Consider the following 21,427-nt stretch of genomic DNA (forward strand, 5'->3'; position numbering starts at 1 on the left):
AGACTTAAATTATCCAAAAGCGAAATACGCTTTCTGGTTGTGCTTAAAGGGTTTCATTGCTAGTCTGTGCTGATCTGTTGGGGCTTGTGGGTGGTTGAGGAGCCACTGTTATATTGGTTGATTTACTTCTGGGATCCCTTGACTAAGCTTTATCCAGTGTAATACAATCATGTACAAGGAATATATCATTTAGTAAATTTTGATTTTATTGATTAAAAGTTCTCATATTTAATGAATTTACTCTTTCTTTACTTTATAGTTTTATACTCCTAAGAACAATCATTTGGAGGGTATAAGTTTGAATACTTTAACAATATCTCATGAGTTGAGCAAAATAAGTCAGGTCGATTACGATTCCGCCTTGTCGGAGCTTTCGGTGTTTTTCAAAGATGGTAGGGCTTATAAGTATTTTAAGATTGAGCCAAGGCATTTTAGTGTAATATCTAAACTTGTTCAAGAGAGAAAATCGGTTGGCAAGTACTTAACGGAACATATTTTCAACAAATATGATCAAGAAAAGCTTTAATTTAATTATTTAGTGGAAAAGGGCTCCGTGTATTGGGGGTCCTTTTTTATTTGCTTATTTGCATTTAAATGCTAGCTTGATTTTTAAAATAAAGACTTTAAAGATAATTGGTTGAGTTTTGTCAGCATAATATGTATAATTAAAGGGGTTAATTTTATATTTTAAATGTGTTAAAGGAGGAAGATATGAAAAGGTTTTTGATTGTCTTGAGTTTGTTTTCTGTGTGTTCAGACAACTTTTGCTAAGGTCTTTTACTTCTCAGCAGGCGTTAATTTTCAGACTAGTCTTGAGTCGTTTTTTTTGTTCAATAAAGACACGGGTACGGTGCTTGACAATTGGTTGAGTATGCGGTTTTTCTCTATCTTGAAGGATTTTAAGAGGAAGGCTATGCCTCGCTTTAATGTTCTTGTTAACAGTGCTACTGCTGTTTACAATTCTTATCGGGGAAATTACAATGCTATTATTAGCTTGCCTGATAGGTTGAAAGCAATGCAGATAGCAGATGTTTTTGAACTGGATTTGTCTTCTTTAAAGGATGTGAGGTCTATTTTAGCTAATGCCCATCAGCTTAGAGATACTTTTTTAAAGTTAAGTAAATTAGATGTTGGGACTTTAATTGAAAGGTTAGATGGAGTTAGTGGAATTGGCATTAAAAAGTTTATGATGCAGTTAGGAGAGACGACTAAACATGCTGTTGAATTAAAGGAAATGGTATTTGACCAGTTGGGCGAGTTTGGAGTTGGTAGTTCGGATGATGTTTTTGCATTGTTGGATGGAATTTCTACTCCGGGAAATGCTTTAAACGATGCTTTAAGGAAAAAGTTGTCACCTTTGTTTAGTACTGGTCTTCAGGGATATTTTCAAGTTGGACTTCCTATTGTGGACAGTGATTTTTATTTTGGGTTTGAGCTTGGATTTGGTATGAATTTTGGAAGAATGATTGTGCCTAATGCTAGACTTTTAAGAGATTCTTCGTCCGATAATTTGGGGTTTGGAGTAATGCCAAGACTTTTTGCCAAGTATGATATCTATTATTTAGCTGCTACCCTTTTTACGGGCTTTGGTGATAAATCTTTGGTAACAGATCCTGTTTATGTTGGAAATTTGGGTAATGAGAATAAGATAACTAGTCCTTTCAATGTTATTGAGACCGGATTTAGAATAAGATTGGCATTTCTTAATTTGGAAACATCGGTATTGTTTTCTGTTAGTGATTTTAAATATAGGGACCTGAGACTTGGACTTGGGTTTGAGATTCCAATCATTATTTAGGTTTTTGTGTTTGATTGGTGTTAAATTTTAATTTATAATGTTTGTCCTAAGTGGACAAACTTTGTGTTTTTATGTATAAGGTGTTCTTTTTTTTTCCTCTTTGTTTAGTGTTATCATGCAGTACTCTTTCTAGAGAATATCAGGCCATCTCAGATGAGTACTATAAACTTGCCAAATTGAATGAGGAGCTTGGGAACAATCAAGCATCTGTATCACTTTATGAGAGGTCTATTAAATTTAATTTAAATTTAAATAATGCATCTAGCTATAATTTTGTTTTAGCTTATATAAATTTAAAAAAATATGATGAGGCTGAGTCTAGCCTTGCGTCTTTATTGGAGAGTGATCCTGACAATATTTTATTGATCAATTTAAAAGCTTACTTGTTTTTAAGGAAGAATAGTTTGGATGAGTCTTTAAAATTTTATTTAAAGACTCTAGAAAGTGCTCCTGCTAATAAGGAAGCGTTGTTTAATGTCTTCTACATCTATCATTTAAGAAATGATAAGGAAAATACAAAAAAATACATATTAAAGTATAGAGAATTAAATTATCCTGTCCCTTCCAGTGCAAGTGATATAGTCTCTTCCATCTTAGAGAATTGATTCTAAAAATGGTTTTTGTGGTATAATGGGCCAATATTTGTTACAACTGCTCTTGTACTAAAAGTTTAGGGTTTAGTATCAGAGTTTGTTTAGATATTTTTGGAGGTTTAACTAACATGAGAGTAAGGGTTTTATTTTTAGGTTTGTTTATGCTTGTTTCTGTCAATAGTTTTTCGGACACCACTTTTGAACTTAATCTTGGATTTGGAGTAGACATACCGGTTAGTGTTATTTCAAATTTTTATAATACGGCTTTAGATTTGGGAGAGAAGCTGAAGAAGGACGTGAGTTCCGTAGAGAGAGAGGAAATAGTTCGAAGTTTTTCGGATATGGTTAATGTGTCTAAGACTGGTTTAAGTTATGGAGGCCATGCTCAAATGGGAGCAAGATTTGATGATCTTTTGTCACTTGGGCTTGAACTTGGATTTGATTTGAATTTATTTAAGGCAATAAGTCGTGAGGGACAATTGAATGATAGCTTTTCATTTATTGGAGCATTAGAGCCCAGATTTTATACAAGATTAGATTTTTTTATTGGTGCTGTTGCATTATTTACTGGACCTAGATTGAATGTGGCTACTGGTGTTAAAGATTCTATTTTGGATGATCTTGGTGTGTTTGCTTGGGATTTAGGAGGGAGGGCTGTACTTTCTTTCTTAATGCTTGAGGTGTATTATAGTTGGAACATTAAGAACAATGTATTTTCTGACTTAAAGGTTGGATTGGGGCTCGAGTTTGGAATTATATAGATCGCAGCATAGCTAATAATTGGTTTTGGGGTGTAGGTGGTTGTTTGGTGCAATTTCCTCACCCAAGTGTATGGTCCGTTTGTTAAGGGTTTTCGTTGGTCTTTTGTGTATTTTGGTTGATTTAATGTAGAATAGAAGAAGTGTTTTTGTTTAAGTGGGGAGTTTTCGAAATTGAGTCTGCTTATTAAGAAGTCGATAGGAATTGTTGCTTGTCCTGGTGGGAAGGTGTTTGCTGGTAAAATCATTGGAGAGCTTAGAAAGATATTTCTGCATGCTGAAAGACAGGTTGTTGAAAAAATTTCTAAAACTTCTAGTTGTTTGAAGGAAGATATTTTAAAGCTTGAGGGAATCTTGCCTCCTTTTTTGGAAGGGCTTGAATTTTCTAACATAGGGGTTGATGAAGACATGTCGATTCCTGTGAAGTTCGTCAAATTTGCCAATGGTGAATTTAAGTCAGAGATCTTAAAGACCATAAGAGATAGAGATATTTTTATTGTTCAGGATGTTTCTAACACATTTCCAGTTGATGTAAATGGAAATGAAAAAGTAGTCATGACAATCAATGACCATATGATGAATTTAATGACTACAGTAGATGCATGTATTCAGGCTAAAGCGAATTCTGTAAGTGTTATCGTTCCTTCTTATCCTTACTCAAGACAGGATAAAAAACATTCAAGAGAGGGACTAACGGCAAGTCTCTTTGGGAGATTTTTAGAAGAGTTGGGAGTTAAACATATTTTAACATTAGATATTCATTCAAAATCCATTGAGAATGTTTTCAGAAGGTCGTATTTTGAAAATTTGAATGTATCTTACGAAATTTTTGAAGTTTTAGCCGATCTGATAGACATTAAAGATTTAAATTTGGTAGTTGTTTCTCCCGATACAGGGGCTGTTAATAGAAATAAGTTTTTCGCATCTAGTCTTAAGAGGCCTTTAGCTTTGCTTTATAAAGAGAGAGATTATTCAAGGGTAGTTCATAGTGTTAGCGACTCTAACATATCTGTTACTAAACTCTTAGGAGATGTTGAGGGTAAGAACGTTTTTATGAGCGATGACATGTTGGCCACTGGTGGAACTTTTATTAAGGCTGTAAAATTACTTAAAAGCATGGGAGCTAAAAAGATTATATGTGCAATAAGTTTGCCATTTTTTAATGGGGATGCTATTAAGTATTTTGACAAAGCTTATGAAGAAGGATATTTTTACAAAATCATAGGGACAAATGCGGTTTACCATGATTCTGAGCTTATAAATAAACCTTGGTATTGCGAGGCTAATGTTGCGCATATTTTTGCGGGTGCAATTTTTGCGATTCACAACAGGATCAGTTTACAAAAAATTCTGGATAGAAGTGATGATATTCAAAGTTTGATTTCGAAGAGATGATTTTATGAATGTGCTAAGTATTGATATTGGTACTAGTACTTTAAAGTCTGCTTTACTCAATTCTCAAGAAGGGGTCTTGGAGAGTTTTGATGTAAGTTATTTTGATTATTTCGTTGTTGATTTTAGAGATTTTGATTACAGAATATGGGTCTTTGCTTTAAAGAGGGTGTTTTCTAATTTCAGAGGTAGAGATGTGGATTGCATTTCTATTAGTGGTATCTCCCCGTGTTTAATAACTCTTGATTCAAATTTAGTTCCTTTGGAGGTTCTGCATTGGAATTCTTCTAAGGTATTTGGTGGGTTTAGTGGTAAGTCTGCTTTCTTGCCCTTTGTTCTGAGCACATGTGAGAGAGGAATTTATGATAAGGTTAGGTACTTCGTATCTTGTTTTGAGTATTTTATTTATTTGCTTACAGGTAATCTTATTACAAGCTATCCCAGTTCAGCTTATTTGCCTTTTATTTGGAGTGATATTGAGATAAGAGAATACAATCTTGATAAGAATAAATTTCCCCCCTTTTTAAGGATGGGGGAGACTGCTGGGAGAGTTACTAATAGTGCTAGTGTTGAATTTGGAATCAAGGGTGGGGTAGAGGTAATTAATGCTGGTATGGATTATTTAAGTGTTCTTGTTGGGAGTGGGGCGTTTTACCCTGGAATTGTGTCAAACAGAACGGGGACAAGTGAAGGTTTTAATTTAGTTTCAGACGAGCAGTTAGAAGGCCTCTCTTTGCAGTATCCTTATTTTTTAGATGATTTATTCGTTATTGGAAAAATAGTTCCTTCTGGGTATTTGATGCAGGTTCTTAAAGATAAATTTTTTCATAGGACTAAACCTTTTGTAGAGTTTTTTGAGGAAATATCTAGGGTAAATGAAATGGATGATATCTACTTTTATAGAAGCAAGAAAGAGATTTTTCCCGATCATATTTTAGTGGATGTACAAATAAAGGAAGATTTAAGCAAAGGTATTTTGGGGAGAGCAGATAATCCTTTACAAATAGGTATTGCAATACTTGAATCTTCTTATTTTGCGTTCTATGACAGACTCCTGCAGTTTCAATCTTTGGGAAAGGAGGTATTGGATATTTTTTTGAGTGGATCTAATTCAGATAATTTATTTTTAAATGAACTAAAGGCTAATATTATTGGTAGGGATTTAAAGATTTTTGAATTTAAACATTCAGAAATTATAGGTAATGCAATTTTGGCTTTTTGTCGTTTAAAAGAGTTTGAAAGCCTAGACAAAGCGTTTAAAAAGCTTGCTAAATTTGAGAGAGTTATACCGTGCAACACCAGCGTTCATGACATTTATGTAGAGAAATACCAAAAATATGTTTTGAATTTCGATTTATTTATTAATAGTTAAGATATAGGCATCTTTGAATGAATTTGATGTTGATATTTTTCCCAGATCTGATTTTGCTTCTGATATGGTTTTATAGGGCCCAGATCTGACTCGGTAGATATCTTTCTCATTTATTGTTGCTGAATAGATTTTTGCTTGTATTCTGTATTTCATTAGTTCCTGAATATTATTATCAGCTGCAATTGGGTCCGATAGTGATGCAAATTGTACGTAGTATTCCTTATTAGGGTCATATTTATTTTCAGATTTGTTGTAAGATTTCCTTTTTGTCTTTGCAATAGTTTTTGGTTTTTGGAGTGATTCCCTTGGGTGTCTTTTGGGCGTAGCATCTTGTTTTATGACTCGCATTTCTTTCCCGCTACCGATATTGCTATTTAAACTTTTATCTTTTTTAAGATCTTTTGTAAGGTCAATTATAATTTCATTTGCATTGTCGGTTATTTTTAATGTCTCTTCGGTATTTTCATTTTCCATAGCTTTTTTTTCTTCTGTTTCTTGTAAAACAATATTTTTGCTTGCGATGTCAGAGGCTAGATTTTTGTTTGGGAAGAAAATAATTATTCCAAGGAATATTATTGTACAAACGGCTATAATTGAAGTAAGCGCTACCAAAAAGCCTTTGTTGTTACTCTCATTCAAATCTTTCATCCATTACCTCTCTCATTTTTGTATCAATTTTTTTTTTCAGACAATCATAACTCCCATTGTTAATTATATTTATTATTTCTAGATTTAGAGTATTTTTATTGAAAAAAATACATTTTTGCCACTTAAGTATGTTTGTAATCAAATTATCATCGAAGTTGCGATTTAATTTCAGCCTTGCTCTTATCACGGTATCGCTTGCTTTTATTACAAATATATATCTGCAGAATTGCTCAAGATTTAATTTAAAAAGCAACGCAGCGTTTATTATGATTCTATCAAATGTACTCTCCAATATTTTGCTTTCTACTTCCTTTTGTATAAAGGGATGTGTTATTGCTTCTAGCTTATCCAGTTTTTCTTTATCATAGAAAACAATTTCTCTGAGCTTCAATCTTACTACTTCATTTTCATTATTTAATATTTTACTACCAAAGGCCTCAACTACTTGATCTCGCCTTTTATGTAGAGCTGTGTGTCCAATTTTATCTACATCTATCTCGTGATACCCATACCCACCCGTAATTATTTTTGAAACAGTATCTTTTCCAGTTGCTATTTTGCCGGTTATCCCAATTATGGATGCATTTCTCCCCATGATTTTCCGGTTTCAATATTTGAGTTTAAAGGAAGTCTTAACGGATAAGCATTTTCCATCTTTTCTTTGATTATCTTCATTGCTTCTTTGCATTCTTGTTCAGGAGATTCGACTAACATCTCATCATGAACTTGTAAAAGTATCTTTGACTTTAACTTTCTAATCCTAAATTCATCATAAACTTTAATCATTGCAATTTTCATTATATCGGCTGCACTTCCCTGAATTGTACTGTTTATCGCTATTCTCTCGGCACTTGATCTTTCCGTATAATTTTGGCTATTAATTTCTTTAATATACCTTCTTCTTTTTAAAAGAGTTTCACTATATCCATTTTTTCTTACAAAATTTATCTGGTTTGTCATAAAAGTTTCTATTTTGGAGTAAAGAGTAAAATAAGAATCAATAAACTTTTTAGCCTCTTCTCGTGAAATTGATAAATCTTTCGCAAGTCTAAAATCCGACATTCTATAAATTATTCCAAAATTGATAGATTTTGCCATCCTTCTCATTAAAGGAGTTACCTTATCTTTGCCTACTTTAAAAAGTTGTGATGCTGTTTCCGTGTGTATGTCTTTCTTGCTTTTGAAAGCTTCGATTAGATTTTCATCTTCTGAAAGATGCGCTAGTATCACAAGTTCAATTTGCGAGTAGTCACCAGAGATGAAAATATTTCCTTTATCCGGCTTGAATGCTTCCCTTATTTTACGCCCTCTCTCATCCTTAATTGGAATGTTTTGTAAGTTGGGTGAAGTGCTTGAAATTCTTCCCGTTGCTGTTCTTATTTGTAAAAAATTGGTGTGTATTTTATTTGTTTTTTTATTAACAAAATCTATTAAAATATCTGTGTATGTACTTTTTAACTTTGCAAGCTGTCTGTGTTGTATGATCTTTTCTATAGCATTATGTTGAGGTTTTACTGCTTCTAGTAATCTAATCTCTGTTGAGTCTTGCTTAGCATCTTCTGGGATATTCAGATTTAATTTTTCAAATAAGACTTCGTGTAGTTGCTTTGTTGAATTTAAGTTAAATTCAATACCTATGCTTTCAATTATTTCATTCTCAATTAATTTTAATTCTTTATCAAGTTCACAGCTGTATTGTCTTAGGTAATCTCTGTCAACATAAATGCCATTTTCCTCCATATCTGTAATAACTATGCTAAACGGCATTTCTATCTTCATCATCAAGTCTTCAAGATGGTCCTCTTTAAGCTTTTTTGTAAAGATGTTAAACAACCTGAAAGTAACATCAGCATCCTCGGCGGAGTAATTGGACACTATCTCAAGCGGTACCCCCTTTAAGGTACTATTTTTTGCAACTATTTCTTCGTATGTTATGTTCTTATGCATTAAATACTTTTCTGCTAAAAAATCAAGAGATACTTTTGTGTTTGAGTCAATAACATAAGCTGCTATCATTGTGTCGAAGTAAGGAGGAATAGGGTCAAATCCATTATATTTAAGTATTTTATAGTCGAATTTATAATTTTGACCAATTAGCTTGGGCTTCGTTTTAAAAAATTCATTAAATTTTTGTGCTATATATTCTTTTTCAATAAATTTTTTTTCTTTATTGTCTATTGGAATGTAGTAACCCTCAAATTCTTTAAATGCAACTGAGATTCCAATTATTTTGGCTTCATAAGCATTAAAAGATGTTGCTTCTGTATCTATTGCCACACACTGTGCTGTTTTTAGTTTTTCTATTAAGGAGTCAAGTTGTTCTTTAATCAGTATTGTCTCATATTTGGTATTTTCCTCTTGTATTGTCTTTAAATTGCTTGAATATGGCATTATTGTTTTTAAAATGTCTTTATCTGCTTGATTGATAATTGGGATATTCTTTTCAAAGATTGACTTTTGTGTTTGGTTTATGGATGTCTTCCTCAAGATATCTTTCTTGTAAGACTTAATTAGTTTTGTAGCAGAGTGCTCTTCAAACAGTTCAATGACGTCTTCTTTAAAATCCCCAAGTTTAAATTTGTCAAGGTCAGGCAGTTCTAAATCTTCTACAAGACTAACAAGTTCGTAGCTTAAGAAAGCATTTTCTTTTTCTTTTATCAAAATTTTCTTGTATTTTTTATTAATGGAATCTATATTCTCGTATATTTCATTTAATGTTTTAAATTCACTTAGGAGCTTGGCGGCTCCCTTTTCTCCAATCCCTTTAACACCCGGTATATTGTCTGATCTGTCGCCAACAATGGATAAATAATCCTTTATTTGAGAACTAGTTATTGAAAATTTTTTCTTCACGTAATCACTGTCCATTTCTACAAAGTTACCATTTTCGAGTTTAAGTATTCTAGTTTTATCTGACATCATTTGTAGTAAATCTTTGTCTGGAGAGATGATATATGTTAAATAATTACTCGATTCGGCTTTTCTTACAAAACTAGCGATAAGATCATCGGCCTCATACCCTTGTATCTCAAAAATTGGAATATTTGCCTTTATTAATCCTTCTTTTATCCAGTAGATTTGAGGTATTAAATCATCAGGAGGGACATCCCTTGTTGATTTGTAGTCCGGATATTTTTCTTTTCTAAAAGTTTGCGTTTCTGAATCAAAAGTTACAACTAGGCTTTCTGGATTTTTTTCTTTAATTATGAAGAAAAGAGTTTTAAAAAATCCAAAAAATGCATTGACATTTTCTCCTTTTCTATTAAACAAAGGACTGCTTTTCATTACGTGATAACTTCTAAATATTATATTTAAGGCATCGATGAGATAAATTGTTTTCATATCTTAATATCTACTAAAATTGGATTGTTTTGCTTAAAAAGATATTTAGAGAACGTTGCCTTTGGTATTGTTGATTTTCGTTCATAAAGTTCTTTCATCGTTCTGTACGAATTTTGATACAGCATGCATATTTCTTCTCTAAGTGAATTAATATCCTCTATTAAAGCCTCAACTTCTTTCCGTGTATCGTTCCTCCCCTCTAGCCATGAACTTATGGTGGTATAATAGCCGCTGATGGAAGCCAATATTAAATCTTTTCTAGGGTTTGTGAAATTTAATGTGCTAATCATCCCTTTGTTGACGTTCTCACTTTCAAACTCCAAAAGAGCTTTTAACTTTTTAAGTTCAAGTGCTAGGTCTTGCAAATACTTTTCTAACATTTGGTTAACTGACAATATCAATCCCTAATTTTTTGTTGTTAGTACTGTGGCCCTTATTAAGGATTTCCTTCCAAGCCACATGCAGATTTTTAAGATGCTTTATTATTTCTTGAATGTTGTCTCTATTTTTTTCTAGTATAACTCGTTCTAATTCTTTGTTTAAAAAAGAGTATATTGAAAACAACTGCTTAGAGATGACACCACCGTCTTCAAAATTTAGTGTAGACATCAATTCAATGATTATGTCTTGTGCATGGTACACCCTCTCATCAGCCTTTACTGTACTTTTTAAGTCTTCTTTTTGATAGAGTTCTTTAGCAATTTCCAAATCTTGTATGGCCCTCTCATAAAGCATCACCAGTAACAAGATAGGGCTTGATGTGTTAATCTGAGTTTTCTTATATATATCTTCTTTTAAAGTCAAGAATTTTCCCCTATTCCAATGTTTTTATTTGCTCTGTTATTTGATCCTCTCTGAAGGGTTTTGTAATATAACCCTTAGCGCCAAGTTCCAAAGCTTTTTTAATGAGCTCTTGTTTTCCAAGTGCTGTAACCATTAATACATTAATCTTTTTTGAAAATTTATTATTAATTTCATTCATCCTTTCAAGAGCTGTAATACCATCCATCCCCATCATTGTTATATCAAGGGTTATCAGGTCAATCTCTTCCCGTTGTTCAAACTCCCTAACTGCTTCAAACCCGTCCTCCGCTTCAAAAAATTCGCTAAAGCCTAATTTTTTCAATATTTTGATCAGATTTTTTCTCATAAAAATAGAGTCATCAACAACTAAGGCTTTTCTGTTCTCTTTCAACTTCCGCTCCCCGATTAATTCTAGCATAATAAGACGTCAAAAGTGATTTTAGACGCTCAATTAAAGATATAATTCATAATTCCCAATTTTGTTCTTTTTTAGTTATTTTCCCCAAACTTTAGGATCAATTTATTCATTTCTAAGGCAGTTAGCTGTTAAATTTATTTTAATTATTGGATTAGCTTTTTGATATTGTTTCAACCTCAAACTTTTAAATTTGTTATTTTGTGTCTGAGCCAGAAATTGCTTACACTTTTGTTTCATCTTTCAAAGATAACGTACATTGTTTGCATTATTTTGTTAGAATATACCTTGAATTTTTAGTAATTTTTGATGCTGAATTTATGAATAAAAAAGTAGAGAGAGAGATTTTATATTTAAAAAATTCGATCAAAAAATGGAACAAAGAGTATTATGTCGACTCAGCACCAAGTGTAGACGATTTACACTATGATAAATCTCTTTTGCGCCTTCGAGATTTAGAGAATAAGTATCCTGAATATAAAACATTAGACACCCCCACTCTTAAGTTTGGGAATGACCTTTTAAATGAGTTTAAAGAAATTGAACACTCTTTTCCTGTGTTAAGTCTAGATAAGGCTTATGATAAGAGGGAATTATTTTTATGGATTAGTAGGGTGAGATTGGGCGCTTCTAGCTCCAGCTTGGAAGTTTTGAATGGTGTCTCGGTTGAGCCAAAAATTGATGGATGTTCAATTGTTCTTTATTATGAAGATGGAATACTGAAGAGAGCGCTGACTAGAGGAGATGGACGGGTTGGGAATGATGTTACTGAGAATGTTAGAACAATCAAAAATGTTCCTTTACGTATTGATGAAAATGTTGACTTGGTATTACGAGGCGAGATTTATATTAGTAAGGAAAATTTTTTTAAAATAAATCAAACATTGAAAAACTCTTATGTTAACGCTAGAAATTTAGCCTCAGGTATACTTAGGAGAATAAATAGCAGGGAAGTTGCTAATTTTCCTTTAGATATTTTTGTTTATGATGCTTTGTATTCTAGCTTAAGCTTTAATACAAATCATGATGCTTTGAATAAGCTTGAAGGGTTGGGATTTAAAGTTAATCCTTTTTTTAAGATTTTTAATGGCAAAAATTTAGAAGAAGACATTATGAGTTATGTCAAAGAGATAGAGGATAAAAGGAATTCTCTTGAATATGAGATTGATGGGGTTGTTCTTAAGGTCGATAGTTTTAGTTTAAGGGAAGCTTTGGGACATACTTCGCATCATCCAAAGTGGTCAATAGCTTATAAATTTGAATCTCTTACAAGTATTAGCAAGGTGATTGATATTTTTGTTCAGGTTGGTCGAAGTGGTAAAATTACCCCTGTTGCGCATATTGAGAGAGTTTTTGTTTCTGGAGCTTTTATTGAAAATGCGACTCTGCATAACCAAGATTATATAGATTCTATTGGTTTAAATATTGGAGATATTGTTTCAGTTTCAAGGCGTGGAGACGTAATTCCTGCTGTTGAATTAGTAGTTGAAAAGCTTTCCGTTGGTAGTTTTAAAATTTCAAGTAGTTGTCCTTCATGTGGCACATTTTTAGTAAGTGAGGGGTCTCACCTTTTTTGCGAAAACAAAGGTTGTCCTTCTAGAATAGTTGAACGAATAAAGTATTTTTGTAGTAAAAAATGTATGGATATTGTGGGATTTTCAGATAAAACAATTGAGTTTCTCTTTAAAATGGGTTTTATACATTCAGAAATCGATCTTTATACTTTTAATTTTGATAAACTTATTGATTTGAAAGGGTTTAAGCTTAAGAAAATAGATAAATTTAAAAATTCAATCGAAAACAGCAAAAAGAAACCATTTAGAAAACTACTCCTCAGCATGAGTATTAAGGAAGTTGGGGAGAATACAATAGCATTGTTAATTGATAATAATTTAAACTCATTTGACTTGTTTAGTACTCTTTGTAAAGATAAAGAGAATGCCCTTGCAAAGCTTTTAAAAATTAAGGGAATAGGAGAAAGAACAGCTTTAAATATTATTGAGTCGTTTAATGATGATAATATTTTAAGTAAATTCAATATTTTAAAGGAATTGGGATTTAAAATGGAGGAGAACAAGGAAGAGAATCATTTAAATGATTCTTCTTTACTTGGGCAGAAATTTTGCATTACAGGCTCTTTTGAGGAATATTCCAGGCACATTCTTATTAAGAAATTAACTGAGAAAGGTGCCGTCTTTAGCAATTCAGTTACTAAAGATTTGGACTTTTTACTTGTTGGAAAGAATCCTGGCCTGAAAGTGAGAAAAGCTGGCGAGCTGGGTATTAAGATCATTGGTGTTTCTGATATTAGAAGTTTAATAGAACTTCAAGATTAGATTTATTTTATTACTCTTATATCCTTAAATTCAGATTCTAGGTCTTTGTATAAGGAATCTATTTCGTTAGTACTCTCTATTTCTATTAAATTTCTAAAGAAAGGTTCTTTGTGTTTCAGTGATGGGTTAATGAAATAATTCTTTATATGATGTCTTGAAATTAACTCATAAACTTCTCTTGCTCTGTATAAACTTTTTGTTGGCTCTATTTCAACATAGTATTTGTTTGGTTTTCTAAAAGCGAAGTTATTTCCCTTTTCTTTAAAGTTGTAGTTATTTAAATACGTGTCTGGATATATTTGAAAGTTGGCAGGTTTTATTCCGGTCATTTTTTCGTTATTTTTATGAGTCATTTCTTTAACCTTCATTTTTTCTTGTGGAAATGGTTCTATGCTGTTTGTTATTGCACTTTCTTTGCCCTGTTCTGGGGGGGAGGCCGCCTTGGAGGGGCGTATTTCTGAACGTTCCTCTTCTTGCTTGCCTTTTATTTCTTTGTGCTCTTTCATTAAAAGGTCTTTCTTTTCAGAATTTGCCAATTCTTTTTGAAGGGTTGAAATAGTATTTTCATTTTCTTTTAATCTTTTTTCTAATGCATTTATTTCATCTTGCTTGCTATTGATTTTACTTTCATTCTCCCTGTATGACTCTTCAGTTTTTTCAATTCTTTCTTTCAGCTCATTGATTATTTTTTCTACAGAAGATAAATTAAGTTCTATATCTTCCAAACTGTTGTTTTCATTATTATTTCTATGTAAATTTGTTAACTCCTTTTGGAGAGCTAGAATATTATCTTCATTGTGTGTAATTCTGTCGTCAAGTTCCCCAAGCACCCGATAATTGTTGTCAACATTATCTTCATTGTGTGTAATTCTGCCGTCAAGTTCCCCAAGCACCCGATAATTGTTACCAACATTATCTTCATTGTGTGTAATTCTGTCGTCAAGTTCCCCAAGCATCCGAGAATTGTTGTCAACATTATCTTCGTTGTGTGTAATTCTGTTGTCAAGTTCCCTAAGTACCCGAGAATTGTTATCAATACTATCTTCATTATGGGTAATTCTGTCGTCAAGTTCTCTTACCACTTGTGCTTCTGAATGGAAATGTTGTGGTTCTTGATCATAATACTCATTATTTTCTGTTGTGTAATCATAATTTTGATTTGGCACATGTTTACCCTGATCGTCATCATACTCTTGTTCATTTTCCTCATAAGTATCTTCTTGTGGCTCAGAATTATTGCCTAGTAAGTGTCCTTTTTTGTTGATTAACCTTTTTATCTCTTCAATTTCCTGTTTTAAGCTTTTTGCTAGATTCTCGTACTCTTCATCCTTCCTTTCAATATGCTCTGTATTCTTGTTTTGTAAAAGCCTTTCTATGTTTTCCATTTTATGTTCATAGCTTTCAATTTTAAGCTTTAATTCATCTATGTTTGTTCCGGGTCTTGCATCATGCATATTTGGATTTTCAAAAGAATATTTTTTTGATCTTAAGTATTGTGGATAGTGTAATTCTTTACCACGAAGGCTATCGTTTGTTGGTCTATTTTTGTCTAATCTTTGGAGCTGTTCCAAATCACTAAATTCAAGCTTATTTGATTTTCTACTATCAATATTAGATTTGTTTGAAGCACTGCCCTGTGGAGTTTTCCTGCTCTCATTATTCTCATTTTGGAAATCTTCACTTAAGTCTTCTTTTGGGATGTAAACAGCAGAGGGACTTATTATGGTATCGCTTGCAGCAACAGGTTCAGTTCCACTGAAAAGCGATGCGTATGGAAATAGAGAAAAAATATTAAGAAGTGTGAAAAGTTTCTTGCCACCTTTATCCATAAATATCCTACCGAGGGCGTTCGATGCCCACAATTCATGGATTGATACTAACATAATTTTTAAAAATTATCAAAAAAGGTTTAAAGCTCATATGGGGGTAATTTGGGGGTAAAGTAGACTGAGTTCATCTGATTAGATATTGCTAGTTTAGCTAACTTTGGTATTAGCAATGTTTCTTATTTTACATAGTAATTTTGTTGGTATTATGACATAATTGTGTAGTTTCTTAAGTATTAGTTTTCTTGGTGTATGTGAATTTAGAAAGTATGGATGAGATTTGGGGTTTGCCAGTTTGTTGTGGTAGTAGTGGTGCTATCATCGAAGATTTTACGCTTTCAGATGAATATAAAGACCATATTGCCAGCATTAGTTACAGGGATGATATTGTTCTAAAGTTCAACGATGTTGTTGGATCTGATGATTTTAATTTGAAGCTTTTTGATAACAAGATAGACTTTGAAGGTCAAATTTCTTTGGTCTTGTATTCTAGTAATCTGGATTCTTTATTAAAGGCAGAGGAAAGCGTATCTTTTAAGCTTAAAGCGATTGAGAAGAATGAAAGCTATTCTGAGTCAGTAGCTAGAGAATTTGATGGAAGAGAGACCCATAGATCTTGTTATGAGTTCTCAGATTATATAAATTGTTGTAATGAATCTCTTATGGTTAAAGTTTGCTTTAAGGGAGATTGCTTAATCATTGATGCTGATGTTGATAACATTGTTTTTTTGAAGAAAATTATTAGTGATAGTTTTTGTATTAGTAAGGATAAGATAATTATTAATTCTTTTAATAATTATTGCATTAATTCCCTTTCTCCAATTTATTTTAATGCTATTTTGCAGGGCGTAGTTCTTGCTACTAGGCTTAGGAGAAGAGTTAATATTGTCTACTATAAAAGACACTTTTTGATGGTGCGGGATTTGAGATTAAAATTTTCAGCTATTAATTGTTTATCGGCGGAAAATAAGCTTTCAAAAATTGTTTTGGACCTTGAGATCAACAGACCGTTGAATTTTATGTATAAATTTTATTTTAACTATCTCAAGCGTATTTTCAGTAATTTGTTTTTTGATTTCAGTGTGCATATTAACTTTGTAGGACCCAAGAGTGATATTGTATTTTTTTATGATAATCATCTTTTATTTGAGACTTCTGTTTATAATTTCGTTTATTCAAACTTGTATAATCTTGCGATGAGTTTTTCAATTGAACCCCTTAGTTATTTACTCTCTCATGTTAAGACGGAATACGATGAGTTTTTAAAATTTTTTGATCAGATGGATCTTAAAAATTCCATCATGAGGAAATCATCTTCTATAAGTTTAAATAATACCTATGGTATTTTTGATACAAGGAGGAAAGGCATAGGATTTAGTTTTATAGATATAGACGCTGTTCTTCAGGGAGGTAGGCAGACTATTTCTATGAGTTTGCATAAAGATAAATTAGAAGTATTTATCCCTTATAAAATCTTGGATGATAATTTAATCAATTATTTAAGAAATACTTTAGCTAGGGAATTTGAATTGTCGTATAACAATGTAATCTTTGTTGTAAGCGATGCTTTTGAAAATGATATTGGACATGGGGGGCTGATTAAAGAACCTTTCTTTATTGAAAGAGAAATTTTAGCTGTTAAGGGGAATCTTGCCTTGATGACTGGTAAAAATTTTAAAGGCGATTATCCTGTTGTAATTGAACAAGATTTTATTCTGCGCGCGGATGCTAAATTTAAGGTTGCATGCTCTCTTGAAATTATCGTAAAAATATATTCTTTTGAAATTACATTTAGCAATGTAACTTTTTTTGTGCAATGTGGCAAGATTGACAAAATTAAGCTCAATAATAAGAGGGCGTTTTCAGTTTTTAGTTTGGCAGCCAGCTATGTTTTTGGAAAAATGCATTATGATATTGATGACTCTCTAGAATTTAAGTTTATTGAAGCAGGGGAGGGTTTTTTTTCTTTCAGGGCATTATTTATTTCATCTGTTTCTGCAATTAGGGCAGCTTTAATTCAAGCTTTTGATTTTAATTTATCCAGAATTCCTATTGAGGTTGAAGATGTTCTTAATAAATGGAGTGTGAAGATTGATACTGATTAGTTTTAATTTGAATGGAGAAAGTCTTTCAAAGAGTGTTGATATTTCTTTAAGTACTAGAGACCTTTTGGCGAGCGTTTTTTATTCAGGTGAAAAAAATTTAATTGAGAGTGTTAATAACAACTTTTCATTAGTGCTTTTAAATCTGCAACCGATATATTCATATCTAGTTCCAGCTTTTATGTTAAATGGAAGTAGCGTCATGACAGTCGATGGGCTAAAGGGTACGTCCTTTTATAAGAATTTAATTAAGGTTTTGTCAGAAAATGACTTTGGGTTTTGTGAAAGCTGTTTTTCATCCAACGCTCTTTTATTTTATTATTTTTTGAAGAGTAAAGTGATAATTAGAACTGATATCTTGGGTTATTATCATACTTTGAAATGTTATTGTATTGATGTTAATACTTTTTTAGATGTTTACTTGAGGCTGGAAGAATTAGAGAGAAAATGAGCGGCATAAGAGTATATTACCCGGAAAATTTTAATTCACTTGTTGGTTTGTTTGATAGGGAATTAAGTAATTATATTGTGTATAACGAAATTGATTTTCATAAAAATATTGAAATTTTTAAAGAAAAAGACAAAGCAAGTAATTTTTTTTTGGTCAATAATTTTGAAAGATTTAAAAAAGTTTCACTTAAGAGTAATTTTTTAGAAATAGGTCCATGTGTTACTTACAATGAAATATTGAAATTTGGAGAGAGAAATATTCCAAGATTATTTTATGAGCTCATTGCAAAATTAGATGATAAAATATACTTAAACAGTGTTAACATTGCCAACGGGTTTTATTATAAGAACACTGTTTTTGATTTGCATCCTTTGTTTTTAAGCCTCGATGCGCAACTTGAATTTAGAGATGTTTTAACTAGAAAAACTTATACTTATAGTGCCTATAGTGTTAATAGGGATGATTACATACAAAGGCGCAATACTTTGTTTTTAACTAAATTAAAATTTCCAATTACAAATCTGTGGAACAAAAGCTTTTATGGTAGAGTGTTTGTTGATACTTTTTCATTTGAAATGTTAGAAAATGTAAACGTCATTTTTATTTGTGTTCTTTTAAATATCAAAAGAGACGTTATAAGCGATTTTTTGATAAAAATATTTTATGATGACAAGGTTATTACTTTAAGGGATTCTCAAGTTTTGCTTCTTAATAAATCTTTGCCTTTGTCGATTTCTGAGATTGAAGATTCTCTTAAAATGTTGGATAAAAATGTTAGAGATGCTAAAAACTGTAGCTTTGGCGAGAGGGACTTGAAGCTCATTAAAAGTTTCTATTTTGATATATTGGTTAGTTTTTGATCTTAGAAAAATTAGAAATGTTAAATAATCATTAATTTTTATTAATGTTTTATATGAAACTAATAGAATTAATTTATCAATTTGCTTTTATGTATTATAATGTTAATTCGTTAGTGTTTTACAAAAATAATCTTTTAAAAAAAGGGGTTCTTGAGTTTATGGTAAAAAAAGAAGCTACTATTAGAGCTATTAATGGCTTGCATGTAAGGCCGGCGTCGACTTTTGTGAAAAAGGCGAAAGAGTATGCTAGTGATATAACTGTGGAGGCTGATGGGAAATCTGTTAGTGGGAAGAGCTTATTTCGTTTGCAAACCTTGGAATTGTCTTCTGGTAAGAAGGTTTTGGTTTGTGCTGATGGGGATGATGAGGAGAGGGCTGCTGCTGAGCTTTCTGAACTCATTGAGTCTTTTAAAGAATAAGCTTGGAAGGTTTGTATGACTTTATCGGGAAAAAGAATATCTAAGGGGATAGGTATAGGAGAGGCTCTTTTTATTAGAAAAGATTTTGATGGTTTGATTGATAAATCAAAAATTGATTCTTCTCAAGTTGACGGTGAGATAAAAAAGTTTAATGACGCTAAGGTTAGAGCTGTTTCTGCGCTTGAAAAGCTTACAAGGAAGGCGGTAGCCCAACTTGGTGCTGACAAAGAGGGTATTTTTGAAGGTCAGATGTTGATTATTGAAGATGATGAGCTTACAGATACCGTTTTAAATTTCATTAGGCATGAAAATTGCGGTGCTGCTTACGCTGTTTATTTGTCTTTTGAAGAGTTGATTAAGGGTATGGAGGAGTATACTGATGTTTACCTAAAGGAGAGGGCTTCTGATTTCAGAGATATTAGGAATAGGCTTGTTTCAAACATTTTAGGGCAATTGACAGATCTGTCTGAAATTAATCGAGATGTAGTTTTGATTACTGAAGAATTAACTCCTTCTGATACAATGCAGGTTGACTTAAGTTATGTTAAAGGATTTTTGACTACAGTTGGCGGTGAGACTTCCCATGCTGCTATTTTAGCAAGGACGATGGAGTTACCAGCTCTTGTTATGTCTCCCCTAGATATTAGCAACATTAAGGATGGTGATAGGCTGATAATTGATGGACTCTCTTCAATTGTTATTAATAATCCATCAACTAGTGAACTTAATAAGTACATGAATAAAATACTAAAACATAATGAGATGGAGGAGGAGCTTTTTTCATTGAAAAATAAGAATGCAGAGACGAAAGATGGCATTACGATATCTTTAAAGGCTAATATTGGAACTCCTGCGGATATTTCTTATGTTAATAAGTATGGACTTGAGGGGATAGGTCTTTTCAGGACAGAGTTTTTGTATATGGAGTCTGTAAAGCCACCTACAGAGGATGAGCAGTTTGAAGCTTATAAGAGGGTTGTGGAGACTGTTGAGAAAAAGGGCGTCGTTACTATTCGTACTCTTGATATTGGAGGTGATAAAGAAATACCTTATCTGCATTTTCCAAAGGAAGATAATCCCTTTTTGGGGTATCGTGCTCTGAGGATGTACATGGACTATGAAGAGCTAGTGCAGGTTCAGTTTAATGCAATTTTTAGAGCTAGTCATTATGGCAAGGTAAGGATAATGGTGCCTATGCTTACTAGGTACGAGGATATTGATATAATTGAACATTTTGTAGGTAGGGCGAGGGAGAATTTGAGATCTAGGAATTTGCCTTTTGATGAGGATTTGGAAATAGGGTGCATGATAGAGGTACCTTCTGCAGCTTTAATTGCTACTGAGATTTCTAGTAGATTGAAGTTCTTTAGTATTGGGACTAATGATTTGACTCAATATACTTTGGCGGTAGATCGTGGTAATCAGAAGATATCAAATTTATATGATAAGTATAATCCTGCTGTTTTAAGACTAATTAAGAATGTTTTTGATGCTGGGAATAGCTCTGGAATTGATGTGTCTGTTTGTGGTGAGCTTGGGGGAGATGAGGCTGGGGCTTTGATTCTTGTTGGTCTTGGATTTAGGTCTTTAAGTATGGTTCCTAGTGCTTCACTTAGGATTAAATATTTATTAAAGAAATATACAATATCTGAGCTTGGTGAATTAGCTAATAGGGCATTAAATAGTAAATTAGAGTCAGAGACTTTGAAATATTTAGATAAATTTATAGGAGATTAGTTATGGGGTTTTTAGATTTTTTTAAAAAGGTCGCTACTTTGGATTTAATAGCACCTGTTAGTGGGAAGGTTGTTTCAATCGATAAAGTTCCGGACGAGGCTTTTGCTGAAAAAATAGTTGGTGATGGGGTTGCTATTGTTCCTACGGGTAGTGAGTTAGTTGCACCTTGTGATGGGACTATTGGTAAGATTTTCAAGACAAATCACGCTTTTAGTCTTGAAACTAAAGAAGGCGTTGAAATTTTTGTTCACTTTGGTATTAATACACTTAATTTGAATGGAAAGGGGTTTACAAGGGTTGCTGAAGAAGGGGTGGGCGTGAAGCAGGGAGATGTTGTTATTAGGCTTGATCTTGACTATTTAAAGGCTCATGCAGAATCAGTGGTTACTCCTGTTGTTATTGCGAATTCTGATGAGGTTTCAAGTATTGAGTACGTATTCGGTAAGTTTGATGATGGTTCTGAGTATATTTTACCTTCTTCTACTTCTTTAACAGAAGATATCAGAAATAAGATATCCCAGACCAAACCCGTTGAGGCTGGCAAGGATCTAGTTCTTAGAGTTAAAAAATAAGG

20 protein-coding genes are annotated in these 21,427 nt (G+C 32.4%); 13 read left to right on the forward strand and 7 right to left on the reverse strand.

Translation table 11 applies throughout. The features are described 5' to 3' along the window. Nucleotides 1-298 precede the first annotated feature (298 nt). From LSO06_RS02790 to LSO06_RS02815, 6 genes are all read left to right on the forward strand, one after another. Nucleotides 299-526 carry a KTSC domain-containing protein gene (locus LSO06_RS02790; protein WP_231760550.1) on the forward strand — a complete coding sequence of 76 codons (228 nt, stop codon included), beginning with the start codon at nucleotides 299-301 and terminating at the stop codon, nucleotides 524-526. Between the two features lie 345 nt (nucleotides 527-871). Beyond that, nucleotides 872-1,798 carry a hypothetical protein gene (locus LSO06_RS02795; RefSeq protein WP_231760551.1) on the forward strand — a complete coding sequence of 309 codons (927 nt, stop codon included), beginning with the start codon at nucleotides 872-874 and terminating at the stop codon, nucleotides 1,796-1,798. Nucleotides 1,799-1,869: 71 nt separating this feature from the next. Next, on the forward strand, nucleotides 1,870-2,403 hold the full coding sequence (locus LSO06_RS02800; RefSeq protein WP_231760552.1) for a tetratricopeptide repeat protein: 534 nt from the start codon (nucleotides 1,870-1,872) through the stop codon (nucleotides 2,401-2,403). 116 nt (nucleotides 2,404-2,519) lie between these two features. Further along, entirely contained in the window at nucleotides 2,520-3,152 is a 633-nt protein-coding gene (locus LSO06_RS02805; RefSeq protein WP_231760553.1) for a hypothetical protein, read from the forward strand. Between the two features lie 171 nt (nucleotides 3,153-3,323). Continuing rightward, a complete protein-coding gene (locus tag LSO06_RS02810; RefSeq protein WP_231760554.1) occupies nucleotides 3,324-4,544 on the forward strand; it encodes a ribose-phosphate pyrophosphokinase in 1,221 nt (406 codons plus the stop codon). A 4-nt stretch (nucleotides 4,545-4,548) separates the two neighbouring features. Further along, nucleotides 4,549-5,913 (forward strand): FGGY-family carbohydrate kinase, encoded by a 1,365-nt coding sequence (locus LSO06_RS02815; protein WP_231760555.1) that lies wholly within the window; start codon nucleotides 4,549-4,551, stop codon nucleotides 5,911-5,913. On the opposite strand, the gene LSO06_RS02820 is transcribed toward LSO06_RS02815, so the two are convergent. From LSO06_RS02820 to LSO06_RS02845, 6 genes are read right to left on the reverse strand one after another with little or no spacing between them, the layout of a single operon-like run. After that, nucleotides 5,896-6,561: an SPOR domain-containing protein gene (locus LSO06_RS02820; protein WP_231760556.1), complete on the reverse strand. Its 666-nt coding sequence runs from the start codon at nucleotides 6,559-6,561 to the stop codon at nucleotides 5,896-5,898. The genes LSO06_RS02815 and LSO06_RS02820 overlap by 18 nt on opposite strands. Then, on the reverse strand, nucleotides 6,545-7,156 hold the full coding sequence (coaE, locus tag LSO06_RS02825) for a dephospho-CoA kinase (protein WP_231760557.1): 612 nt from the start codon (nucleotides 7,154-7,156) through the stop codon (nucleotides 6,545-6,547). The genes LSO06_RS02820 and coaE overlap by 17 nt, the downstream gene beginning before the upstream one ends. Then, a complete protein-coding gene (gene polA / locus LSO06_RS02830) occupies nucleotides 7,135-9,903 on the reverse strand; it encodes a DNA polymerase I (RefSeq protein ID WP_231760558.1) in 2,769 nt (922 codons plus the stop codon). The genes coaE and polA overlap by 22 nt, the downstream gene beginning before the upstream one ends. Next, nucleotides 9,900-10,298, reverse strand: a complete 399-nt coding sequence (locus LSO06_RS02835; RefSeq protein ID WP_231760559.1) for a hypothetical protein — start codon at nucleotides 10,296-10,298, stop codon at nucleotides 9,900-9,902. The genes polA and LSO06_RS02835 overlap by 4 nt, the downstream gene beginning before the upstream one ends. After that, nucleotides 10,288-10,707, reverse strand: a complete 420-nt coding sequence (fliS, locus tag LSO06_RS02840) for a flagellar export chaperone FliS (protein ID WP_231760560.1) — start codon at nucleotides 10,705-10,707, stop codon at nucleotides 10,288-10,290. Before fliS ends, LSO06_RS02835 begins: the two co-directional genes overlap by 11 nt. 10 nt (nucleotides 10,708-10,717) lie before the next feature. Then, entirely contained in the window at nucleotides 10,718-11,098 is a 381-nt protein-coding gene (locus LSO06_RS02845) for a response regulator (protein ID WP_231760876.1), read from the reverse strand. 344 nt (nucleotides 11,099-11,442) lie between these two features. On the opposite strand from LSO06_RS02845, the gene ligA reads away from it, so the two are divergent. After that, entirely contained in the window at nucleotides 11,443-13,458 is a 2,016-nt protein-coding gene (gene ligA, locus LSO06_RS02850) for an NAD-dependent DNA ligase LigA (RefSeq protein ID WP_231760877.1), read from the forward strand. Nucleotides 13,459-13,460: 2 nt separating this feature from the next. Here the strand turns inward: ligA and LSO06_RS02855 are convergent, their stop codons facing one another. Further along, nucleotides 13,461-15,287, reverse strand: coding sequence for a coiled-coil domain-containing protein (locus tag LSO06_RS02855; protein ID WP_231760561.1), 1,827 nt, complete (start codon nucleotides 15,285-15,287; stop codon nucleotides 13,461-13,463). A 266-nt stretch (nucleotides 15,288-15,553) separates the two neighbouring features. Here LSO06_RS02855 and LSO06_RS02860 point away from each other — a divergent pair, with 266 nt between their 5' ends. The 6 genes from LSO06_RS02860 to crr all read left to right on the forward strand — a co-directional run bounded on the left by LSO06_RS02860 (nucleotide 15,554) and on the right by crr (nucleotide 21,425). Beyond that, entirely contained in the window at nucleotides 15,554-17,389 is a 1,836-nt protein-coding gene (locus LSO06_RS02860) for a hypothetical protein (protein WP_231760878.1), read from the forward strand. After that, the gene (locus LSO06_RS02865; RefSeq protein WP_231760562.1) at nucleotides 17,376-17,837 is read left to right on the forward strand and encodes a hypothetical protein; all 462 of its coding nucleotides are present in this window, start codon (nucleotides 17,376-17,378) and stop codon (nucleotides 17,835-17,837) included. The genes LSO06_RS02860 and LSO06_RS02865 overlap by 14 nt, the downstream gene beginning before the upstream one ends. Continuing rightward, entirely contained in the window at nucleotides 17,834-18,697 is an 864-nt protein-coding gene (locus LSO06_RS02870) for a xanthine dehydrogenase family protein subunit M (RefSeq protein WP_231760563.1), read from the forward strand. Before LSO06_RS02865 ends, LSO06_RS02870 begins: the two co-directional genes overlap by 4 nt. A gap of 158 nt (nucleotides 18,698-18,855) precedes the next feature. Then, the gene (locus tag LSO06_RS02875) at nucleotides 18,856-19,116 is read left to right on the forward strand and encodes an HPr family phosphocarrier protein (RefSeq protein WP_231760879.1); all 261 of its coding nucleotides are present in this window, start codon (nucleotides 18,856-18,858) and stop codon (nucleotides 19,114-19,116) included. A gap of 15 nt (nucleotides 19,117-19,131) precedes the next feature. Then, nucleotides 19,132-20,853, forward strand: a complete 1,722-nt coding sequence (gene ptsP, locus LSO06_RS02880; RefSeq protein ID WP_231760564.1) for a phosphoenolpyruvate--protein phosphotransferase — start codon at nucleotides 19,132-19,134, stop codon at nucleotides 20,851-20,853. A 2-nt stretch (nucleotides 20,854-20,855) separates the two neighbouring features. Further along, nucleotides 20,856-21,425: a PTS glucose transporter subunit IIA gene (gene crr, locus LSO06_RS02885; protein ID WP_231760565.1), complete on the forward strand. Its 570-nt coding sequence runs from the start codon at nucleotides 20,856-20,858 to the stop codon at nucleotides 21,423-21,425. The last annotated feature ends 2 nt before the right edge of the window (nucleotides 21,426-21,427 follow it).

The sequence above is a fragment of the Borrelia sp. RT5S genome, from assembly GCF_021165755.1.
Classification (GTDB): domain Bacteria; phylum Spirochaetota; class Spirochaetia; order Borreliales; family Borreliaceae; genus Borrelia.

Bases quoted from the DNA above. Each gene is read 5' to 3' on its own strand.
- LSO06_RS02860 (WP_231760878.1), top strand. From the start codon at position 15,554: ATGGATGAGATTTGGGGTTTGCCAGTTTGTTGTGGTAGTAGTGGTGCT.
- polA (WP_231760558.1), bottom strand. From the start codon at position 9,903: ATGAAAACAATTTATCTCATCGATGCCTTAAATATAATATTTAGAAGT.
- LSO06_RS02820 (WP_231760556.1), bottom strand. From the start codon at position 6,561: ATGAAAGATTTGAATGAGAGTAACAACAAAGGCTTTTTGGTAGCGCTT.
- LSO06_RS02795 (WP_231760551.1), top strand. From the start codon at position 872: ATGCGGTTTTTCTCTATCTTGAAGGATTTTAAGAGGAAGGCTATGCCT.
- ligA (WP_231760877.1), top strand. From the start codon at position 11,443: ATGAATAAAAAAGTAGAGAGAGAGATTTTATATTTAAAAAATTCGATC.
- LSO06_RS02815 (WP_231760555.1), top strand. From the start codon at position 4,549: ATGAATGTGCTAAGTATTGATATTGGTACTAGTACTTTAAAGTCTGCT.
- LSO06_RS02875 (WP_231760879.1), top strand. From the start codon at position 18,856: ATGGTAAAAAAAGAAGCTACTATTAGAGCTATTAATGGCTTGCATGTA.
- LSO06_RS02855 (WP_231760561.1), bottom strand. From the start codon at position 15,287: ATGGATAAAGGTGGCAAGAAACTTTTCACACTTCTTAATATTTTTTCT.
- crr (WP_231760565.1), top strand. From the start codon at position 20,856: ATGGGGTTTTTAGATTTTTTTAAAAAGGTCGCTACTTTGGATTTAATA.
- ptsP (WP_231760564.1), top strand. From the start codon at position 19,132: ATGACTTTATCGGGAAAAAGAATATCTAAGGGGATAGGTATAGGAGAG.
- coaE (WP_231760557.1), bottom strand. From the start codon at position 7,156: ATGGGGAGAAATGCATCCATAATTGGGATAACCGGCAAAATAGCAACT.
- LSO06_RS02800 (WP_231760552.1), top strand. From the start codon at position 1,870: ATGTATAAGGTGTTCTTTTTTTTTCCTCTTTGTTTAGTGTTATCATGC.
- LSO06_RS02870 (WP_231760563.1), top strand. From the start codon at position 17,834: ATGAGCGGCATAAGAGTATATTACCCGGAAAATTTTAATTCACTTGTT.
- LSO06_RS02805 (WP_231760553.1), top strand. From the start codon at position 2,520: ATGAGAGTAAGGGTTTTATTTTTAGGTTTGTTTATGCTTGTTTCTGTC.